The organism is Nocardioides sp. SR21, from assembly GCF_022761125.1.
In the GTDB taxonomy this organism is placed as follows: Bacteria; Actinomycetota; Actinomycetes; order Propionibacteriales; family Nocardioidaceae; genus Nocardioides.
The window spans coordinates 317,417-334,483 of sequence record NZ_JAKWJR010000003.1 but is presented as its reverse complement, the minus strand read 5'-3'; the positions used below and the strand labels follow the sequence as shown (position 1 = coordinate 334,483).

The 17,067-nt window shown below is 71.9% G+C and carries 18 protein-coding genes; 8 read left to right on the top strand and 10 right to left on the bottom strand.

The window, feature by feature from the left end; translation table 11 throughout:
- Positions 1-48: 48 nt before the first annotated feature.
- Complete coding sequence (locus MJ604_RS07630; protein ID WP_243057721.1) at positions 49-651, top strand: hypothetical protein; 603 nt, start codon at positions 49-51, stop codon at positions 649-651.
- A complete protein-coding gene (locus MJ604_RS07625) occupies positions 648-1,163 on the top strand; it encodes an RNA polymerase sigma factor (protein ID WP_243057720.1) in 516 nt (171 codons plus the stop codon). Before MJ604_RS07630 ends, MJ604_RS07625 begins: the two co-directional genes overlap by 4 nt.
- Here the strand turns inward: MJ604_RS07625 and serB are convergent.
- On the bottom strand, positions 1,141-2,367 hold the full coding sequence (serB, locus tag MJ604_RS07620; RefSeq protein WP_243057719.1) for a phosphoserine phosphatase SerB: 1,227 nt from the start codon (positions 2,365-2,367) through the stop codon (positions 1,141-1,143). The two genes, MJ604_RS07625 and serB, sit on opposite strands and share 23 nt — an antisense overlap.
- Positions 2,368-2,427: 60 nt before the next feature.
- Between serB and MJ604_RS07615 the strand changes: the two genes are divergently transcribed.
- Positions 2,428-2,793, top strand: a complete 366-nt coding sequence (locus MJ604_RS07615) for a VOC family protein (protein ID WP_243057718.1) — start codon at positions 2,428-2,430, stop codon at positions 2,791-2,793.
- 18 nt (positions 2,794-2,811) lie between these two features.
- Here the strand turns inward: MJ604_RS07615 and MJ604_RS07610 are convergent, their stop codons facing one another.
- A complete protein-coding gene (locus MJ604_RS07610) occupies positions 2,812-3,546 on the bottom strand; it encodes a hypothetical protein (RefSeq protein WP_243057717.1) in 735 nt (244 codons plus the stop codon).
- A 54-nt stretch (positions 3,547-3,600) separates the two neighbouring features.
- Between MJ604_RS07610 and MJ604_RS07605 the strand changes: the two genes are divergently transcribed.
- Genes MJ604_RS07605 through MJ604_RS07590 form a run of 4 tightly spaced genes read left to right on the top strand, consistent with a single transcriptional unit; the run spans position 3,601 to position 6,761 of the window.
- Positions 3,601-4,395: an ABC transporter ATP-binding protein gene (locus MJ604_RS07605; RefSeq protein WP_243057716.1), complete on the top strand. Its 795-nt coding sequence runs from the start codon at positions 3,601-3,603 to the stop codon at positions 4,393-4,395.
- Between the two features lie 9 nt (positions 4,396-4,404).
- On the top strand, positions 4,405-4,869 hold the full coding sequence (locus MJ604_RS07600; RefSeq protein WP_243057715.1) for an NfeD family protein: 465 nt from the start codon (positions 4,405-4,407) through the stop codon (positions 4,867-4,869).
- Positions 4,870-4,878: 9 nt separating this feature from the next.
- Positions 4,879-6,000 (top strand): SPFH domain-containing protein, encoded by a 1,122-nt coding sequence (locus tag MJ604_RS07595; protein ID WP_243057714.1) that lies wholly within the window; start codon positions 4,879-4,881, stop codon positions 5,998-6,000.
- Positions 5,997-6,761: a sulfite exporter TauE/SafE family protein gene (locus MJ604_RS07590; protein WP_243057713.1), complete on the top strand. Its 765-nt coding sequence runs from the start codon at positions 5,997-5,999 to the stop codon at positions 6,759-6,761. Before MJ604_RS07595 ends, MJ604_RS07590 begins: the two co-directional genes overlap by 4 nt.
- A gap of 13 nt (positions 6,762-6,774) precedes the next feature.
- Here the strand turns inward: MJ604_RS07590 and ppdK are convergent, their stop codons facing one another.
- Both ppdK and MJ604_RS07580 read right to left on the bottom strand, forming a co-directional pair.
- A complete protein-coding gene (gene ppdK, locus MJ604_RS07585) occupies positions 6,775-9,447 on the bottom strand; it encodes a pyruvate, phosphate dikinase (protein WP_243057712.1) in 2,673 nt (890 codons plus the stop codon).
- A 113-nt stretch (positions 9,448-9,560) separates the two neighbouring features.
- Entirely contained in the window at positions 9,561-9,923 is a 363-nt protein-coding gene (locus tag MJ604_RS07580) for a DUF4267 domain-containing protein (RefSeq protein WP_243057711.1), read from the bottom strand.
- 24 nt (positions 9,924-9,947) lie between these two features.
- On the opposite strand from MJ604_RS07580, the gene MJ604_RS07575 reads away from it, so the two are divergent.
- On the top strand, positions 9,948-10,607 hold the full coding sequence (locus tag MJ604_RS07575) for a nitroreductase family protein (RefSeq protein ID WP_243057710.1): 660 nt from the start codon (positions 9,948-9,950) through the stop codon (positions 10,605-10,607).
- On the opposite strand, the gene MJ604_RS07570 is transcribed toward MJ604_RS07575, so the two are convergent.
- The 6 genes from MJ604_RS07570 to MJ604_RS07545 are packed head-to-tail and all read right to left on the bottom strand — an operon-like array spanning position 10,597 to position 17,017.
- Positions 10,597-11,793: an acetate/propionate family kinase gene (locus MJ604_RS07570; RefSeq protein WP_243057709.1), complete on the bottom strand. Its 1,197-nt coding sequence runs from the start codon at positions 11,791-11,793 to the stop codon at positions 10,597-10,599. The two genes, MJ604_RS07575 and MJ604_RS07570, sit on opposite strands and share 11 nt — an antisense overlap.
- Positions 11,790-13,880 carry a phosphate acetyltransferase gene (gene pta, locus MJ604_RS07565; RefSeq protein WP_243057708.1) on the bottom strand — a complete coding sequence of 697 codons (2,091 nt, stop codon included), beginning with the start codon at positions 13,878-13,880 and terminating at the stop codon, positions 11,790-11,792. Before pta ends, MJ604_RS07570 begins: the two co-directional genes overlap by 4 nt.
- A 26-nt stretch (positions 13,881-13,906) precedes the next feature.
- On the bottom strand, positions 13,907-14,869 hold the full coding sequence (locus MJ604_RS07560) for an alpha/beta hydrolase (RefSeq protein ID WP_243057707.1): 963 nt from the start codon (positions 14,867-14,869) through the stop codon (positions 13,907-13,909).
- Positions 14,866-15,534, bottom strand: a complete 669-nt coding sequence (locus MJ604_RS07555; RefSeq protein ID WP_243057706.1) for a glycerophosphodiester phosphodiesterase — start codon at positions 15,532-15,534, stop codon at positions 14,866-14,868. The genes MJ604_RS07560 and MJ604_RS07555 overlap by 4 nt, the downstream gene beginning before the upstream one ends.
- Positions 15,531-16,241: a gamma-glutamyl-gamma-aminobutyrate hydrolase family protein gene (locus tag MJ604_RS07550; protein WP_243057705.1), complete on the bottom strand. Its 711-nt coding sequence runs from the start codon at positions 16,239-16,241 to the stop codon at positions 15,531-15,533. The genes MJ604_RS07555 and MJ604_RS07550 overlap by 4 nt, the downstream gene beginning before the upstream one ends.
- Positions 16,238-17,017, bottom strand: coding sequence for a 3-oxoacyl-ACP reductase (locus MJ604_RS07545; RefSeq protein WP_243057704.1), 780 nt, complete (start codon positions 17,015-17,017; stop codon positions 16,238-16,240). Before MJ604_RS07545 ends, MJ604_RS07550 begins: the two co-directional genes overlap by 4 nt.
- Between the last annotated feature and the right edge of the window lie 50 nt (positions 17,018-17,067).

Genomic DNA, 17,067 nt, shown 5'->3' with positions numbered 1-17,067 from the left:
TGGACATGTAGGAGGTGACAGCGCCACCACGCGAGAGGAAGCCGACCGATGGATCTCGACCAGCTGCTCGACGAGTCCGCCCCGCCCGTCACGCCGCGGACCCCGCGCCTGGAGCGCGACCTGCACGACCTGGTCGCCGCGGCCGAGGCCGCCGGGACGCGCAGCCGCTGGCCCGGTCGCGTAGCGGTCGCCGCGGGGGTGACCGCCGGCGTCCTGGGGCTGGGGGCGGCGGCCTCCGCGGCCGGGATCCTGCCGGGCTGGCCGTCCTTCTCGACCTCGTCCGGGCAGACCTGCAGCATCGAGGTGTGGGCCGAGGAGCTCGCCCCCGGCGAAGGTGAGCCGAGCTCCAGCACGTTCACCGCCGCCGAGCGGGAGGAGACGCTGGCCGCGGCGCGTGCCTACCTCGACGACTTCGACTACGGCGCGGTCGACCGCGACGAGGCGATCGCCGCGTGGCAGGGGGCGGAGCGCCGGGTGCGGGCGGCGCAGGACGACCCGGCCGAGCGCCAGCCGCGGCTGACCGGCGACGACCTCGAGGTCACCGCGGTGTCGCGCTGGGTGATCGACCACCTCCGGACGCACCTCGCGACCGAAGGACTCGACATCCGCGCGGTCATGGTCGGCACCAGCACGACCGGCTGCACGCTGTGACGCCGCAGTCGCGAGCAGCGCTCCGCGAAGCGCTCCGGAGCACGTCGCCGGACCTCCTCGGCTACCTCGAGCGACGGGTCTCCGTCCGCGAGGACGCCGCCGACCTGCTCGGCGAGGTCATGCTCCAGGCCTGGCGCCGCCGGGCGAGTCTCCCGGACGAGCGGGCGCGGCAGCGGATGTGGCTGTTCACGATCGCGGCGAACGTGCTCGCGAACCACCGCCGCTCGCTGCGGCGACGTACGTCCCTGACCGACCGGCTCCGGGCCGAGATCGCCACGACCCGGCCCGACCCGGACCCGGCCGATCGGCACGCCGTCCGCGACGCCGTGCTGCGCCTCCACGACGCGCAACGGGAGCTGGTGATGCTCATCCACTGGGACGGCTTCACCATCGTCGAGGCCGCGGAGCTGCTCGGGCTCAACCCGTCGACCGCGCGCGGACGGTACGCCGCGGCTCGCGAGACCCTCAAGCGCGCGCTCGAGGATCCCGTCAGACAGGGGGCCGAGGCGTGACGATGCCCGCCTCGGCGTCGGCGAACTCGATCTCCTCGCGGGAGATCCCGAGCAGGTACAGGATCGCGTCCAGGTAGGGGACGTTCACCGACGTGTCCGCGGCGTCGCGGACCAGCGGCTTGGCGTTGTAGGCGATGCCAAGCCCGGCGGCGTTCAGCATGTCGAGGTCGTTCGCACCGTCGCCGATCGCGATGACCGCCGCCACGGGTACGCCGATCTCGGCGGCGAACTCCCGCAGCGCTGCCGCCTTGCCGGCCCGGTCGACGACCGGCCCGACGATCCGGCCGGTCAGCCTCCCGTCGGCGATCTCGAGCTCGTTGGCGCGGGCGAAGTGGATGCCGAGGTCCTCGGCGAGCCGGTCGGTGATCTGGCTGAAGCCGCCGGAGACGATCGCGAACCGGTAGCCCAGCCGGCGCAGGGTCCGCACCATGGTGCGGGCGCCCGGGGCGAGCACGATGGCGTCGTACACCTCGTCGATGGCGGTGGCCGGTACCCCCTCGAGCAGCGCGACCCGGCGGCGCAGCGACTCCTCGAAGTCGATCTCGCCGCGCATCGCGGCCTCGGTGATCTCGGCGACCTCGGGCTCGAAGCCGGCGTGCGCGGCGAGCATCTCGATGACCTCGCCCTGGATCAGCGTGGAGTCGACGTCCATCACGATCAGCCGGGTGCCGCGGCGCATGAGCGAGGCGGGCTGGACGGCGATGTCGATCGACTGCCGCGCGGCCTCGGAGGCGAGCACGGTGCGCAGTGCCTCGGTCGACGCGCCGGAGACGTGCAGGTCGATGGCGGTGACGGGGTAGCGCGCCATCCGCTCGATGCGGTCGATGTTCGCGCCCGCGTCGGCGATCCGCCCGGCCACCGCCGCCATCGCGGAGGCGTGCAGGGGAGAGCCGATCACGGTGACGTGCGACCGTCCGGCGCCGCGGGCCTTGTTGTCGCCGACGCCCTGCTCGACCTCGACGTGCATGCCGAGCGCGGACGCCGTCGACTGGACCGTCTCGATGATCTTCGGCAGCTTCCGCGGCGCGGTGACCAGCACGCCGAGGATCAGCCGGCCGCGGAGCACGATCTGCTCGATGTCGAGCACCTCGACGCCGGCGCTGGACAACGCGGTGAACACCGCGGACGTCACGCCCGGACGATCGGTGCCGGTCAGCGTGATGAGCAGGGTCTCCGGGCGTGGCCCGAGGTTCGCGTCAGTCATCTCAGCACCCGAGGCTAGCGGTGCCGACGCGCTGTCGGTGGGCCGGTCCATGCTGGAGCCATGGCCCCGACACATCACGCGATCGACTACATCGAGCTGAACGTCACCGACCTGGCCGCGTCGAAGGCCTTCTACGCGGACGCCTTCGGTTGGCGCTTCAACGACTACGGCCCCGACTACGCCGGGATCGTCGCCCCCGACGGTGACGGCGAGGTCGGCGGCCTCAACCCCTCCGGCGCGGTGGTCCGGGGCGGGCCGCTGGTCATCCTCTTCTCGGACGACCTCGAGGCGAGCGTGGCCGCGGTGCGATCCGCGGGCGGACAGATCGTCGAGGAGCCGTACGACTTCCCGGGCGGCCGTCGATTCCACTTCGCCGACCCGAGCGGCAACGAGCTCGGGGTCTGGACCTCCGATTCAGGACACTAGTGTCCTGAATCAGCAGTCCTAGGCCGGCGGCCACACCTCGGGCGAGCACGCCGCGGTGAGTGCCCGCCGTCCCGCGCGGTCCAGGGGCGTCAGCGCGGAGCGGCGCTGCTCGATCTCGTACGACGACAGCGCGCCGCCGTCGTCCTCCAGCGCGAGCGCCACGATCTCGGTGGCCTGGAGCCCGCGGCCGGCCAGGTCGACGCACCGGCCGGGCACGCCCGGCGGCGCGTCGATCGGCTCGCGGTGCCGCAGGTTCATCAGCCGGTCGGCGACCTCGGGTCGCCACTTCGCGACGTCGAGACGGGCCAGCTCGTTCGCGGTCGCCAGGAGTGCGGCCCGGAGCTCGCGATCGGCGTCGCCGACGTCCGGGAGCTGGCGGCGCTCGGCGGGCATCGCTCGCCACGCGACCGCGGCGCCGGTGCGCTGCGGCACCAGGCCGAGGCCGGTGCCGGAGACCACGACCGCCTCGCCCTCCTCGATCGCCTCCGCGTTGAACGCGCGCGGTCCGCCCAGCCCGAGCGCGTCACCCTCGACGGGGAACGCCGCGCCGACCTCGGTCGCGCCCAGCGCGCGCAGGCGAGCGAGCCCGGCGACGAGCGTCTCCGTACCCTCGGCGCCCGGCAGCCCGGCCACGACGTGGGTCGCGTCGTCGCCCAGGACCGCGTCGATGAGGAGGTCGGTGACCACCTGACCGCGCAGCCACGACGTGCCCCACCAGGCCAGGCGGGCGGTGTCGGGCAGCAGGGTGGTCACGGCCCGTGAGGATACGCCGCGATGGACGAACACCGTCTCGATAGGGTGACCGGCATGACCGCCGTGATCGACTTCGCCGAGGTGACCATCCGGCGCGGTCAGGCCACGCTGCTGGACCGGGTGAGCTGGCGGGTCGGCCCCGACGACCGCTGGGTGATCCTCGGGCCGAACGGTGCCGGGAAGACCACGCTGCTGCAGGTCGCGTCCGCGCAGATCCACCCCACATCCGGGGTCGCGGGCATCCTCGACGAGGTGCTCGGCACGGTCGACGTCTTCGACCTCCGCCCGCGCATCGGTGTCACCAGCGCTGCCCTGGCCGAGCGGATCCCGCGCAGCGAACGCGTGCACGACGTGGTGGTGTCGGCGTCCTACGGGGTGGTCGGGCGCTGGCGTGAGGCGTACGACGACCTCGACCACGAGCGGGCCTCGCAGCTGCTGACCGAGGTCGGGGCGCTCCACCTGACCGACCGGACGTTCGGCACGCTCAGCGAGGGCGAGCGCAAGCGGGTCCAGATCGCCCGGGCGCTGATGGCCGACCCGGAGCTGCTGCTGCTCGACGAGCCCGCCGCGGGTCTCGACCTCGGTGGCCGCGAGGACCTGGTGTCCACGATGGCGGTGCTGGCCCAGGACCCGGCCTCGCCCGCGACCGTCCTGGTCTCCCACCACGTCGAGGAGATCCCCCCGGGCTTCACGCATGCGCTGCTGCTCCGCAAGGGCGCTGTGATGGCCGCCGGCCCGATCCACGAGGTCATCACCGAGACCAACCTCTCCGCGACGTTCGCGATGCCGCTGCGGCTCGTCTACGAGGACGGCCGGTGGAGTGCTCGTCGACGAACACGCTCCCGTTAGGGTCGGGTCATGGACTGGCTGAGTGAGCACGCCTGGGCGGTGTGGACCGGTCTGGCCGTCCTGCTCGGCATGGCCGAGCTGATGAGCCTGGACCTGGTCCTCGCGATGCTCGCCGTCGGCGCGCTCGCGGGCGCCGTGAGCGCGGCCCTCGGCGCGGGCGTACCGCTCCAGGTGATCATCGCCGGCGTCACCTCGGTCGCGATGCTGTGGCTGGTCCGCCCGTCGCTGGTCGCCCGACTGCACCAGGGCCCGGACCTGGTGCTCGGCACCGGCAAGCTGCTCGGCCAGCGGGCCACCGTCACGAAGCGGATCACGGGCCTCGACGTCGGTCAGATCAAGCTGGCGGGGGAGACCTGGTCGGCAGCGCCGTACGACGAGCACGTGACGATCGAGGTCGGCGCGACCGTCGAGGTCTTCGAGATCCGCGGTGCCACGGCGTACGTCCATCCTCTGCCCGAGCTCGGCGAGAATTAGGAGAGTCCTGTGCCCCTGGTGCTGTTGATCCTGGCGGTCCTGCTGCTGTTGTTCGTGGTGGTGCTGCTGGCGAAGACCGTGCGCATCATCCCGCAGGCCCGCGCCGGCGTGGTCGAGCGCTTCGGCAAGTACCTCAAGACGCTGCCGGCCGGCCTCAACATCGTCGTGCCGTTCGTCGACAAGGTGCGCTACCTCATCGACCTGCGCGAGCAGGTCGTGAGCTTCCCGCCGCAGCCGGTGATCACCGAGGACAACCTGACCGTGTCGATCGACACCGTCATCTACTTCCAGGTGACCGACCCGATCGCGGCGACCTACGAGATCTCGAACTACATCCAGGCCGTCGAGCAGCTCACGATGACCACGCTGCGCAACATCGTCGGTGGCATGGACCTCGAGCAGACGCTGACGAGCCGCGAGGAGATCAACAACGGCCTGCGTGGCGTGCTCGACGAGGCCACCGGCAAGTGGGGCATCCGCGTCAACCGCGTCGAGATCAAGGGCATCGACCCGCCGCCGTCGATCAAGGACGCGATGGAGAAGCAGATGCGCGCCGACCGCGACAAGCGGGCGCTCATCCTGACCGCCGAGGGCCAGCGCCAGTCGGCGATCCTCACCGCGGAGGGCAACAAGCAGTCCTCGATCCTGAACGCCGAGGGTGACCGCGAGGCCGCCATCCTGCGGGCCCAGGCCGAGCGCGAGGCCGCGATCCTGCGGGCGCAGGGTGAGGGCCAGGCGATCCAGACGGTCTTCCAGGCCATCCATGACGGCCAGCCGGACCAGTCGCTGCTGGCCTACCAGTACCTCCAGATGATGCCGAAGATCGCCGAGGGCGACGCGAACAAGGTCTGGATCGTCCCCAGCGAGATCGGCAAGGCACTCGAGGGCCTCGGCTCGACGATGAACAGCCTGCAGGGCATCCCGCAGCAGGTCGACGGGCCGCTCAAGCGGGTCGACATGGGCCCGTCGGAGCCGCAGGAGCCCCTGGCGGACGCCGAGCTGCGCAGGACGAACGCGGCTGTCGAGGCCGCGATCGCCGAGGCCGCGAGCGCGGCGATCCCGGGCAGGAGCACACCGCCGACCGCCACCGACCCGGCCGTCGACCCAGGTGAGGTGCCTCCCGCTCAGTGAGTGTCTTCGAGGTCGTCGCGATCCTGCTCGCCGGGGTCGCGGCCGGCACCATCAACACCGTGGTGGGGTCGGGAACGCTGATCACGTTCCCGACCCTCCTCGCGTTCGGCGTACCGCCCGTGACCGCCAACGTGTCCAACACCGTCGGCCTGGTCCCGGGCTCCGTCTCCGGGGCGATCGGCTACCGACGCGAGCTGGTCGGCCAGCGCTCCAGGGTGCTGCGGCTGTGCGTCGCCTCGCTGATCGGCGGTACGGCGGGCGCCGTGCTCCTGCTGGTCCTGCCTGACGACGCCTTCACCGCGATCGTGCCGGCGCTGATCGTGCTCGGCCTCGTGCTCGTCGTGCTCCAGCCGCGGATCTCCGCCTGGGTCTCCCGGCGCCACGACGCGACCGGAGGCATGCCGTACCACGGCACCTGGTGGGTGTGGCCCGGCGTCGCGCTGACCGGCGTGTACGGCGGCTACTTCGGTGCCGCCCAGGGCGTCCTGCTGATGGCGGTGCTCGGCACCGGGGTCGACGAGAACCTGCAGCGGCTGAACGCCGTCAAGAACGTGCTCGCCGCCGTCGTCAACGCGGTCGCCGGCCTGATCTTCATCGTGGTCGCCGACGTCGACTGGTGGATCGTGCTGCTGATCGGTGTCGGCTCGGTGATCGGCGGCCAGATCGGCGCCACCGTCGGCCGCCGGCTCCCCAGCGCTGCGCTGCGCGTGGTGATCGTGCTCGTCGGCGTCGTCGCGCTGACGGTGTTCCTGCTCAGCTGACGGGTCGGCTCGGTCAGCCGCTCTTCCGCGCGAGCAGCACCGCCCGCCCGGCCTCGAGGCGGGCCACGGGGACCCGGAACGGCGAGCAGGAGACGTAGTCGAGCCCGACCCGGTCGAAGAAGTGGATCGAGCGCGGGTCGCCGCCGTGCTCGCCGCAGACGCCGACCTTGAGGTCGGGGCGGGTCTTGCGGCCCTTCTTCGTGCCCATCTCGACCATGCCGCCGACGCCGAGCTGGTCGAGCGACTCGAAGGGGGAGACGTCGAAGATCGCGTGCTCGAAGTACCGCGAGAAGAACGACGCCTCCACGTCGTCGCGCGAGAAGCCCCACGCCATCTGGGTCAGGTCGTTGGTGCCGAAGGAGAAGAACTCCGCCTCGACGGCGATCCGGTTCGCCAGGAAGGCCGCGCGCGGCAGCTCGATCATGGTGCCGACGGAGTAGGTCAGCGTGACGCCGCGGCTCTCCTCGATCTCCCGCGCCACGGCGAGGATGTCGGCCTTGACGATCTCGAGCTCCCGGACGCTGGCGACCAGCGGGATCATGATCTCGGGAACCGGCCGCATCCCGGCGGCCGTGCAGTCGGCCGCGGCCTCGAGGATCGCGCGGGCTTGCATCTGGAACAGGCCGGGGATCTGGATGCCGAGGCGGACGCCGCGCAGGCCCAGCATCGGGTTCTGCTCGTGCAGGCGGCGTACGTGCCGGAGCAGGACGCGGTCGTGCTCGTCGACCTCGCCGCGCTCCTCGTCCAGCGCGACCTTGACCGACAGGTCGGTCAGGTCGGGGAGGAACTCGTGCAGCGGCGGGTCGATCAGGCGGATGGTGACCGGCAGGCCGTCCATCGCGTCGAAGATCTCGGTGAAGTCCTGGCGCTGCATGGGCAGCAGCGCCTCGAGCGCGGCGACCTGCTCGTCCTCGCTCTCGGCCACGACCAGGCGCTCGACCAGCTCGCGCCGGTCACCGAGGAACATGTGCTCGGTGCGGCACAGGCCGATGCCCTGGGCGCCGAACCGGCGCGCGCGAGCAGCGTCCTCGGGGGTGTCGGCGTTGGTGCGCACGCGGAGGCGCCGGGCGCCGTCGGCGTGCGCCATGATCCGAGAGACCGCGGCCACGAGGTCGTCGTCGACCTTCTCGCCCTCGAAGTGGCGGACGACGAGGGCAGCCGAGACGGGGACCTCGCCGGCGTACACCTCGCCGTTCGTGCCGTCGATCGAGATCAGGTCGCCCTCGCGCACCGTCACGCCGTCGCGGGTGCGGAACTCGCGTGCCTTGGTGTCGACGTCGAGCGCGTCGGCGCCGCACACGCAGGTGCGGCCCATGCCGCGCGCCACGACCGCAGCGTGCGAGGTCTTGCCGCCGCGGCTGGTGAGGATGCCGCGGGCGGCGACCATGCCGCGCAGGTCGTCGGGGTTGGTCTCCTTGCGGACCAGGATCACGTCCTCGCCGCGCTCGGCGTACTCCACGGCGGTGTCGGAGTCGAAGACGGCCTTGCCGACCGCGGCGCCGGGGGAGGCGTTCATGCCCGTGGCGAGCAGGGTGCGGTCGGCGGACTCGTCGAACCGGGGGAACATCAGCTGCGCGAGCTGCTCGCCCGTGACCCGGGTGACCGCCTCGTCCATCTGGATCAGGCCCTCGTCGACCATGTGGACCGCGATCCGGAACGCCGCCTCGGGCGTCCGCTTGCCGACGCGGGTCTGCAGCATCCAGAGCTTGCCGCGCTCGACGGTGAACTCGATGTCGCACATGTCGCGGTAGTGCCGCTCCAGGCGCGACATGATCGCCAGCAGCTCGTCGTGGGAGGTGCGGTCGACCTCGGCGAACTCGGCCAGGCTGACGGTGTTGCGGATGCCGGCGACGACGTCCTCACCCTGGGCGTTCTGCAGGTAGTCGCCGTACTCGCCCTGCGCGCCGCTGGCCGGGTCGCGCGTGAAGGCGACCCCGGACCCGGAGCTCATGCCGAAGTTGCCGAACACCATCGCCTGCACGTTCACGGCGGTGCCGAGGTCGTCCGGGATCCGCTCCTGGCGGCGGTACAAGCGTGCCCGGTCGCCGTTCCAGGACTCGAAGACGGCGCGCATCGCGAGGTCGAGCTGCTCGCGCGGGTCCTGCGGGAACTCGCGGCCGGCGTGCTCGCGCACGATGCCCTTGAACGTCTCGACCAGCGAGCGCAGGTCGTCGGCGTCGAGGCCGAGGTCGTCCTCGGTGCCGCGTGCCTTCTTGGCGGCGTCGAGCGCCTCGGAGAAGTGCTCCGGGTCGATGTCGAGGACGGTTGCGCCGAACATCTGCAGCAGCCGGCGGTAGGAGTCCTGCGCGAACCGCTCGTCCTCGCTCTGCCGGGCGAGGCCGACGACCGACTCGTCGTTCAACCCGATGTTGAGGACCGTCTCCATCATTCCGGGCATCGAGAACTTCGCACCGGACCGCACGCTCACCAGCAGCGGGTCGTCGACCTGCCCGAGCCGTCGGCCCATGGTCTCCTCGAGCGCGGCGAGGTGATCGGTGATCTCCTCGGCCAGGCCCTCCGGGTCGCCGCCACTGTCGAGGTAGGCACGGCAGGCCTCGGTGGTGATGGTGAACCCGGGCGGCACCGGCAGGCCGAGGTTGGTCATCTCGGCGAGGTTCGCCCCCTTGCCGCCCAGCAGGTCGCGCTGGTCCTTGCTGCCGCTGGCGAACCCGTATACGTAGACCATCCTGTGCATTCCTCCGCATTGCCGGCACCTGAGTGGGCCCAGTGAACCACCGACCGTGACGTGTCTGCGGCAGACCGTTCTCCGTCGAGACGGGAGAGACGGCCGGGGACGGGCTACTTCGAGCGCTTGGCCAGGGCCAGCAGCCCGGAGCCGACCGCACCGGCGGCGGGCCCGATGAGCGTGTAGGCCGTCTTCTTGGAGACCGTGCCGTCCTTGAGCGCGAGGTAGGCGGTCGCGGCGTCCGCGGCGTCGACCGCCACCCCGACGGCGATCACGCCGCGCCGGGTCTTGCCGCCGGCGAAGATCGTGATCAGGCCGAGCGCGACCTCACGGGCGCCGAACAGCCGGACGACGTACGGCACCTGCGGGTTCGAGACCGCGTCGAGCTGGAACGTCTTTGACGCGACGTCCGGCCTCGCGAGCGCGAGTGCGCCGACGGCGATCCGGCCGATGGACAGTCCGAGGACAGGGTTCATGGGCTGCACGCTAGCGTGCGAACCATGGACCTGTACGACGTCATGCGCACGACTCCCGCGGTCCGCGAGTTCACCGGCGACCCGCTGCCGGACGAGACGCTCCACCGGATCCTCGACAACGCGCGGTTCGCCCCGAGCGGCGGCAACCGCCAGGGCGCCCACGTGATCGTCGTGCGCGACCAGGAGACCCGCGCACAGCTGGCGGCGCTGAACCTCACGGCAGCCCGCCGGTACGTCGCGCAGATCAACGCCGGCCAGAGCCCGTACAACCCGCTCGAGGCGCCGATCCCGACGCCCGAGGAGATCGCCGCGACCGAGGTCTCGGACCGGTTCACCAGCCCGGTGCTGACCGCCGGCGCGGTTCTCGTCGTCTGCGTCGACCTCGCGGTCGTGGCGGCGATGGACCAGGACCTCGACCGGATCGGCCTGATCAGCGGCGCGTCGGTCTACCCCCTGGTGTGGAACGTGCTGCTCGCCGCGCGCAACGAAGGCTTCGGGGGCACCATCACGACGATGGCGGTCGCGGAGGAGCCGGCGGTCAAGGAGCTGCTGGGGATCCCCGAGACGTACGCCGTCGCCGCGGTCGTGCCGCTCGGCAGGCCGGCCAAGGAGATCACCAGGCTGCGCCGCAGCCCGGTCGAGGAGTTCGTGACCCGCGAGCGCTTCGACGGTCCTACCTTCTGACGACCTCGAGGGCCTCGCGGGCGATCTGCCACTCCTCGTTGGTGGGGACGACGAACACCGCGACCTCGCTGTCGTCGGTGGAGATCCGGGAAGCGCCGTCGGTCGCGGAGAGGTTGGCCTCGGCGTCGATGCGGATGCCGAGCCGCTCCAGGCCCTCCAGCGTCCGCTCGCGCACGTCGGCGGCGCGCTCGCCGATGCCGGCGGTGAACGCGATGGCATCGACGGTGCCCAGCGCGGCGTAGTAGGCGCCGACGTACTTGCGCAGCCGGTAGCAGTAGACGTCGAACGTCATCCTGGCTCGCTCGTCGCCGTCGGCGAGCATCTGCGCGAGCTCGCGGAAGTCGCTGTGGCCGACCAGCCCCTTGATGCCGGACTCGCGGTTGAGCGCGGCGTCGATCTCCTCCAGGGACCAGCCCAGCTGCCGGTGCAGGTGGGCGTGGAGCGCCGGGTCGAGGTCCCCGGAGCGGGTGCCCATCACCAGGCCCTCGAGCGGGGTCATGCCCATCGACGTGTCGATCGAGCGGCCACCGGCGACCGCCGACGCGGACGCGCCGTTGCCGAGGTGCAGCACGATCACGTTCACGTCCTCGGGCGGCCGCCCCAGCAACCGCGCGGTCTCACCGGCGACGAACTTGTGGGACGTCCCGTGGAAGCCGTAGCGCCGGATGCCGTGCTCGTCGCGCCACGCCAGCGGCACCGCGTAGGTGTACGCCGCCTCCGGCATCGTCTGGTGGAACGCAGTGTCGAACACCGCGACCTGGGGCACGTCCGGGAAGAGCTTGCGGGCGACCGAGAGTCCCTCGAGGTTGGCCGGGTTGTGGAGGGGGGCCAGCGGCACCAGCTCCTCCACGGCGCTGACCAGGTCGTCGTCGACCAGCGCCGGGGCCGAGAACCGCTCGCCGCCGTGCACCACGCGGTGACCGACCGCCGCCAGGGCGCTGGCGTCGAGCGTGGGCCCGTGCTCGTCGAACGCCTGCAGTGCCGCCTCGAGCGCCGCCTCGTGGGAGGGAAGCGCGAGCTCACTGCGGTGCTTCTCGCCGTCGGGTCCGGTGTGGGTGAGGATCCCGTCGTCACCGCCGACGCGCTCGGCGACGCCGACCGCCTGCGTCTCGCCGGTCTCGCCGTCGACCAGGCTGTACTTCAGCGACGACGAGCCGGCGTTGACGACCAGGACCAGGTTGCTCACGAAGCGCGCTCCTTCAGCTGCTGGGCCTGGATCGCGGTGATCGCGACCGTGTTGACGATGTCGCGGACCGTCGCGCCGCGGGAGAGGTCGTTCACCGGCTTCCGCAGGCCCTGCAGGACGGGCCCGATCGCGACCGCGCCGGCCGAGCGCTGCACGGCCTTGTAGGTGTTGTTGCCGGTGTTCAGGTCCGGGAAGACGAAGACCGTCGCGCGCCCGGCCACCGGTGAGTCCGGCAGCTTCGTGCGGGCGACGGCGGGGTCGATCGCCGCGTCGTACTGGATCGGGCCCTCGACCATCAGGTGCGGCGCCCGGGACCGCACCAGCGCGGTCGCCGCCGAGACCTTCTCGACGTCGCTGCCGGCACCCGAGGTGCCGGTGGAGTACGACAGCATCGCGACCCGCGGCTCGACACCGAACGCGGCCGCGGTCTCGGCCGAGGAGATCGCGATGTCCGCGAGCTGCTCGGCGGTCGGGTCCGGGTTGACCGCGCAGTCGCCGTAGACGAGCACCTGGTGCTGCAGGCACATGAAGAACACCGACGAGACCACGGAGACGCCCGGCACGGTCTTCACGACCTCCAGCGACGGGCGGATCGTGTGCGCGGTCGTGTGGGCGGCGCCGGAGACCATGCCGTCGGCGATGCCGAGCTCCACCATCAGGGTGCCGAAGTACGACACGTCGCGCACCACGTCGTGGGCGAAGCCGCGCTCGGTGCCCTTGTGCTTGCGGCGCTGGTAGTACTCCTCGGCGAAGCGCTCGGTGAGCTCGCTGTCGTCGGGGTTCACGAGGCTCGCCCCGGACACGTCGACGCCGAGCCCCGCAGCCCGGGCGTTGATGCGGATCGGGTCGCCGAGAAGCGTCAGGTCCGCGACGCCGCGGCGCAGCAGGATGTCGGCGGCCCTGAGCACGCGGTCGTCGTCGCCCTCGGGGAGCACGATGTGCTGGCGGTCCGACGCGGCCGCGTGGACCAGCTGGTGCTCGAACATCAGCGGCGTCACCGCCGTCGTGTGCGCGACGTCGAGGAGGTCGAGCAGCGCGTCGCCGCCGACGTGCTCGGCGAACAGCGCGAGCGCGGCGGTGATCTTGCGCGGCGAGCCCGACGTGAGCCGTCCTCGGACAGCGGTGAGCGCCGACGAGGTCTGGTGGGTGCCGAGATCCGTGGCGATGATCGGCAGCGTCGTCCCGGTGCCCTCGAGCAGCCTCGTCACCTGGGGCGGCAGCTCGATCCCGCCGTTGAGGATGATCCCGGTCACCTGCGGGAAGCTGGCGGAGTGGTGGGCCATCAGGACGCCGAGCACCACCTCCGGCCGGTCGCCGGCGGTCACCACGGCGGCGCCCTCGAACAGCCGGTCCAGCACGTTCGGCATCGTCATGCCGGCGACCACGACGCCCATCGCCTCGCGGTCGAGGAGCGCCGGGTCGCCGGAGACCAGCCGGCCGTCGACCGCCGGCACCATGTCGGCCAGCGTCGGTGCGGACAGCAGCGGCACCTCCGGCAGGGCGTACGCCGGCACCCCCGGACGCGACAGCGCTGCGACGACGGCGTCGAGGTCGGGGTGGGTGACCCGGTTGGCGGCCACGGCGAAGAGCGTCGCGTGGTTCTCCGCGATCGTGCCTGCGGCCAGGTCCGCGAGGGTCGCGATCTCCGTGGGTGTGCGCCCGGCACTGTTGAGCACCAGCAGCACCGGCGCGCTCAGGTTGGCGGCGATCCGCGCGTTGTAGGCGGCCTCGGTGGGGGTGCCGACGTCGGTGTAGTCGGAGCCGACGATGACCACGGCGTCGGCGCGGTCCGCGACCCGGTGGTAGCGCTCGACGATCGTGTCCAGCGCCGCGACCGGGTCGGCGTGCACGTCGTCGTACGTGACTCCGGTGCACTCGTCGTAGGGGAGCGAGGTCGCCTCGTGGGCGATGAGCAGGTCGAGCACGAAGTCGCGCTCACCGCGGGCGGTCTGGCGGTCGCTGCGCACGATCGGGCGGAACACCTCGACCCGCTCCACGCGCCGCGACAGGGCGTCGAGCGCGCCGAGCGCGAGGGCGGACTTGCCGGCCGAGCCCTCCACGGAGGCGACGTACACGCTGGTCCGCATGGTGGTGAGCCTAGTAGGCGCGTCAGTCAGTCGACGTACGTCGTGAGCCAGCGGCCGAGCTCGGCGTACGCCTTCGTGCGCGGGCCCTCGCGAGAGAGCACGACGTCGTGCCGGGCGCCCTCGATGGCGACGTAGGTGACGTGGCTGCCGAGTGCGGTGGCCCACTGCCGGATCTGCGGGACCTCGAGCACGATGTCGAAGTCGTGCGCGTCCTCGGCCATCGCCTTAGGCCACCGGGTGCCGGTCGAGGAGAGCACGAGCGTCGGGCACCCGACCTCGAGGCCGCGGTGCAGCTCGTCGTGGCCGAGCCGGATCGCGCGCAGCCAGCCGAACGTGACCGGGAACGAGTCGAGCGGCTTCCACTCGGTGTTGAACATCCACTCGCCGTCGTGGTCGACGTGGAGGCTGCGGCCGTACACCCCGTCGACGACCCGGGGGATCTGGCGGGTCGGCTGACGTGCGCCGACCTGCTTGATCACCGAGGTGCCGAGGCCCTGGACCAGGCGGCCGCCCTGCATGTCCAGCCAGGGGGAGTTCAGCGCCATCCCGGCGATCTTCGGCTTGCGCTCGTTGGCCCAGAGCGAGGAGATCAGCCCGCCGGTGGAGTGGGCGCTGATCACGACGTGGTCGTGGCCGTCCCGCTCGGCGACGCGATGGAACGCGGCGTCCAGGTCGGGGAAGTGCTGGCGCAGGTCGGTGACGTAGTTGGGCGTCTGGTGGGGCCGCAGCGAGCGGCCGTACTTGCGCAGGTCGACCGCGTAGAAGTCGTAGCCCCGCTCGTTCCACCACTCGGCGTACGCCGTCTGGAAGAAGTAGTCGCAGAAGCCGTGCACGTGCAGCACGGCCCTGCTCGTCGGCTGCTCGGCGCGGCGGACGACGAGCGTCGCGACGACCGCGCCCTCCTCGTCGGGAGGCAGCGAGATCGTCTCGGCCAGGTAGGGCTCACCCAGGACGTCGGGGACGAGCTCGTCGAAGGCACCGGTCCTCATGGGGAAAGTCTGTCAGGCCGACGCAGTCCGAGGGCGGTCTCCGGCACGTTCGTGGTCACCAGCCACGCGCGACCGGGCCGCATCCAGTACGCCAGCGCCTTGGGCGTGTCGACCGTCCAGACGAGCAGGGGCAGGCGGTGCCGCCGCGCGAAGCGCCGCAGCCCGAGGCGGGCCAGCCAGTGGTGCGAGACGACGATGTTCGCGCGGGCGAACCGGTAGCGCGCATGCGGGAACAGCTCGGACAGCCGGACCCGGATCGCGTGCAGGACCGGGATGTCGTGGACGCCACGGCCGAGGGAGAGCCCGACCAGGAGGTCATGGCCCTCGGTATCGGCCCAGTCGCGGACGGTCCGGACGCCCCGGTCGCTCAGGGTCGTCACGAGCAGCTGGTCGGCGCCGAGGCGCTCGACGGCCTGCGCCACCACCTCCACCTCGTCGTCCTCGACCTTGAGGTCCAGGTGGAGCCGGACCCGACCCGCGATCAGGTCGAGTGCCTCGGCGTACCCCAACGTGCCGGGTGGCGCGACCTCGGCGGGGTCGTGCAGCAGCACCAGGGAGCCGTCGGCGCAGCGCTGCACGTCGAACTCCACGTAGTCGGCACCGAGCGCGATCGCGGACCCGATGTCGGCCGCCGTCAGGCAGCGATGGGCCGAGATCAGCGTCATCGCGCTTCGGCGTACGACGCGGCTGCCGCGACGAGACCGGCGAGCAGACCGACATCGGCCGCCGTCTCCGGGTGCCACTGCACGCCGACGCAGAACCGTTCCCCTGGTGCCTCCATGGCCTCCAGCGTGCCATCCGCGGCGTGCGCGACGGCGTCGAAGCCGGGGTGTGTCCGCACCGACTGGTGGTGGTGGCAGTTCACCGAGAGCTGCCGGCCGACCAGGCCGGCCAACCGGGTGCCGGCCACGGTGGACACCGCGATCTCGCCGAACGCGTCGGCGCCGGGGGAGTGCTCCTCGTGGTCGACCAGGTCGGGCACGTGCTGGTCGAGCGCTCCGCCGGCCCGGACCGCCATGACCTGCATGCCGCGGCAGACTCCGAGCACCGGGAGGCCGACCGCATCGGCGGCGTCCAGCAGCGCGGTCTCCCAGGCGTCGCGGTCCGGTCGCCAGCTCGCGGTCCGTGGGTGCGCGTCCTCGCCGTACCGCCCGGGGTCGACGTCCGCGCCGCCGCTGATCACCAGCCCGTCCAGCCGGGCGGCGACTGCTGCCGCACCAGCCGGGTCGGACGGCGGCAGCAGGACCGGTACGCCGCCCGACGCCTCGACCGCGGCGGCGTACTGCGCCGGCAGCACGTCGGCGCGCTGCTTCCAGACCCCCCAGGCCGCTTCCTCGCGGTAGGTGGTCAGTCCGATGAGTGGCGTGCTCACAGCGGCGTGACGTAGGCCCCGGAGATGCCGCCGTCCACGAGGAACGTGTTGGCGGTCATGAACGACGAGTCGTCGGAGGCGAGGAACAGCACCGCGGACGCCATCTCCTCGGGCTCACCGAAGCGACCCATCGGGATGTGCACGAGGCGGCGCGCGGCGCGCTCCGCGTCCTTGGCGAACAGCTCTTGCAGCAGCGGGGTGTTCACGGGGCCGGGGCACAGTGCGTTCACGCGCACGCCTTCGCGGGCGAACTGCACGCCCAGCTCACGGGTCATCGACAGGACGCCTCCCTTGGAGGCGGAGTACGAGATCTGCGACGTCGCCGCACCCATCACCGCGACGAACGACGCGGTGTTGATGATCGAGCCCCTGCCCTGCTCGATCATGTAGGGCAGCGCGGCCTTGCAGCACAGGTAGACCGAGGTCAGGTTGACCTCCTGTACCTTGCGCCACGCATCCAGGTCGGTGTCGAGGATCGAGTCGTCCTCCGGCGGGCTGATGCCGGCGTTGTTGAACGCGATGTCGACCGATCCGTAGGTGTCCTTGGCGGTCTTGAACAGCGCGTCGACCTCGTCCTTCGACGTCACGTCGACGTGGACGTAGGTCGCGACACCGGCGCCCCCGAGCTCCTCGACCAGCTCGGCGCCGCGGGCGTCGTCGATGTCGCCGATGACGACCTTCGCGCCCTCGGCGACGAAGCGCCGCACGGTCGCCAGGCCGATGCCCGAGCAGCCGCCGGTGATGACCGCGACCCGGTCCTGGATGCGTCCTGCCATGTTCGTGTTCCCTCTCGGCTTACGGGGTCTCGACAAGCTCGACCACCGGT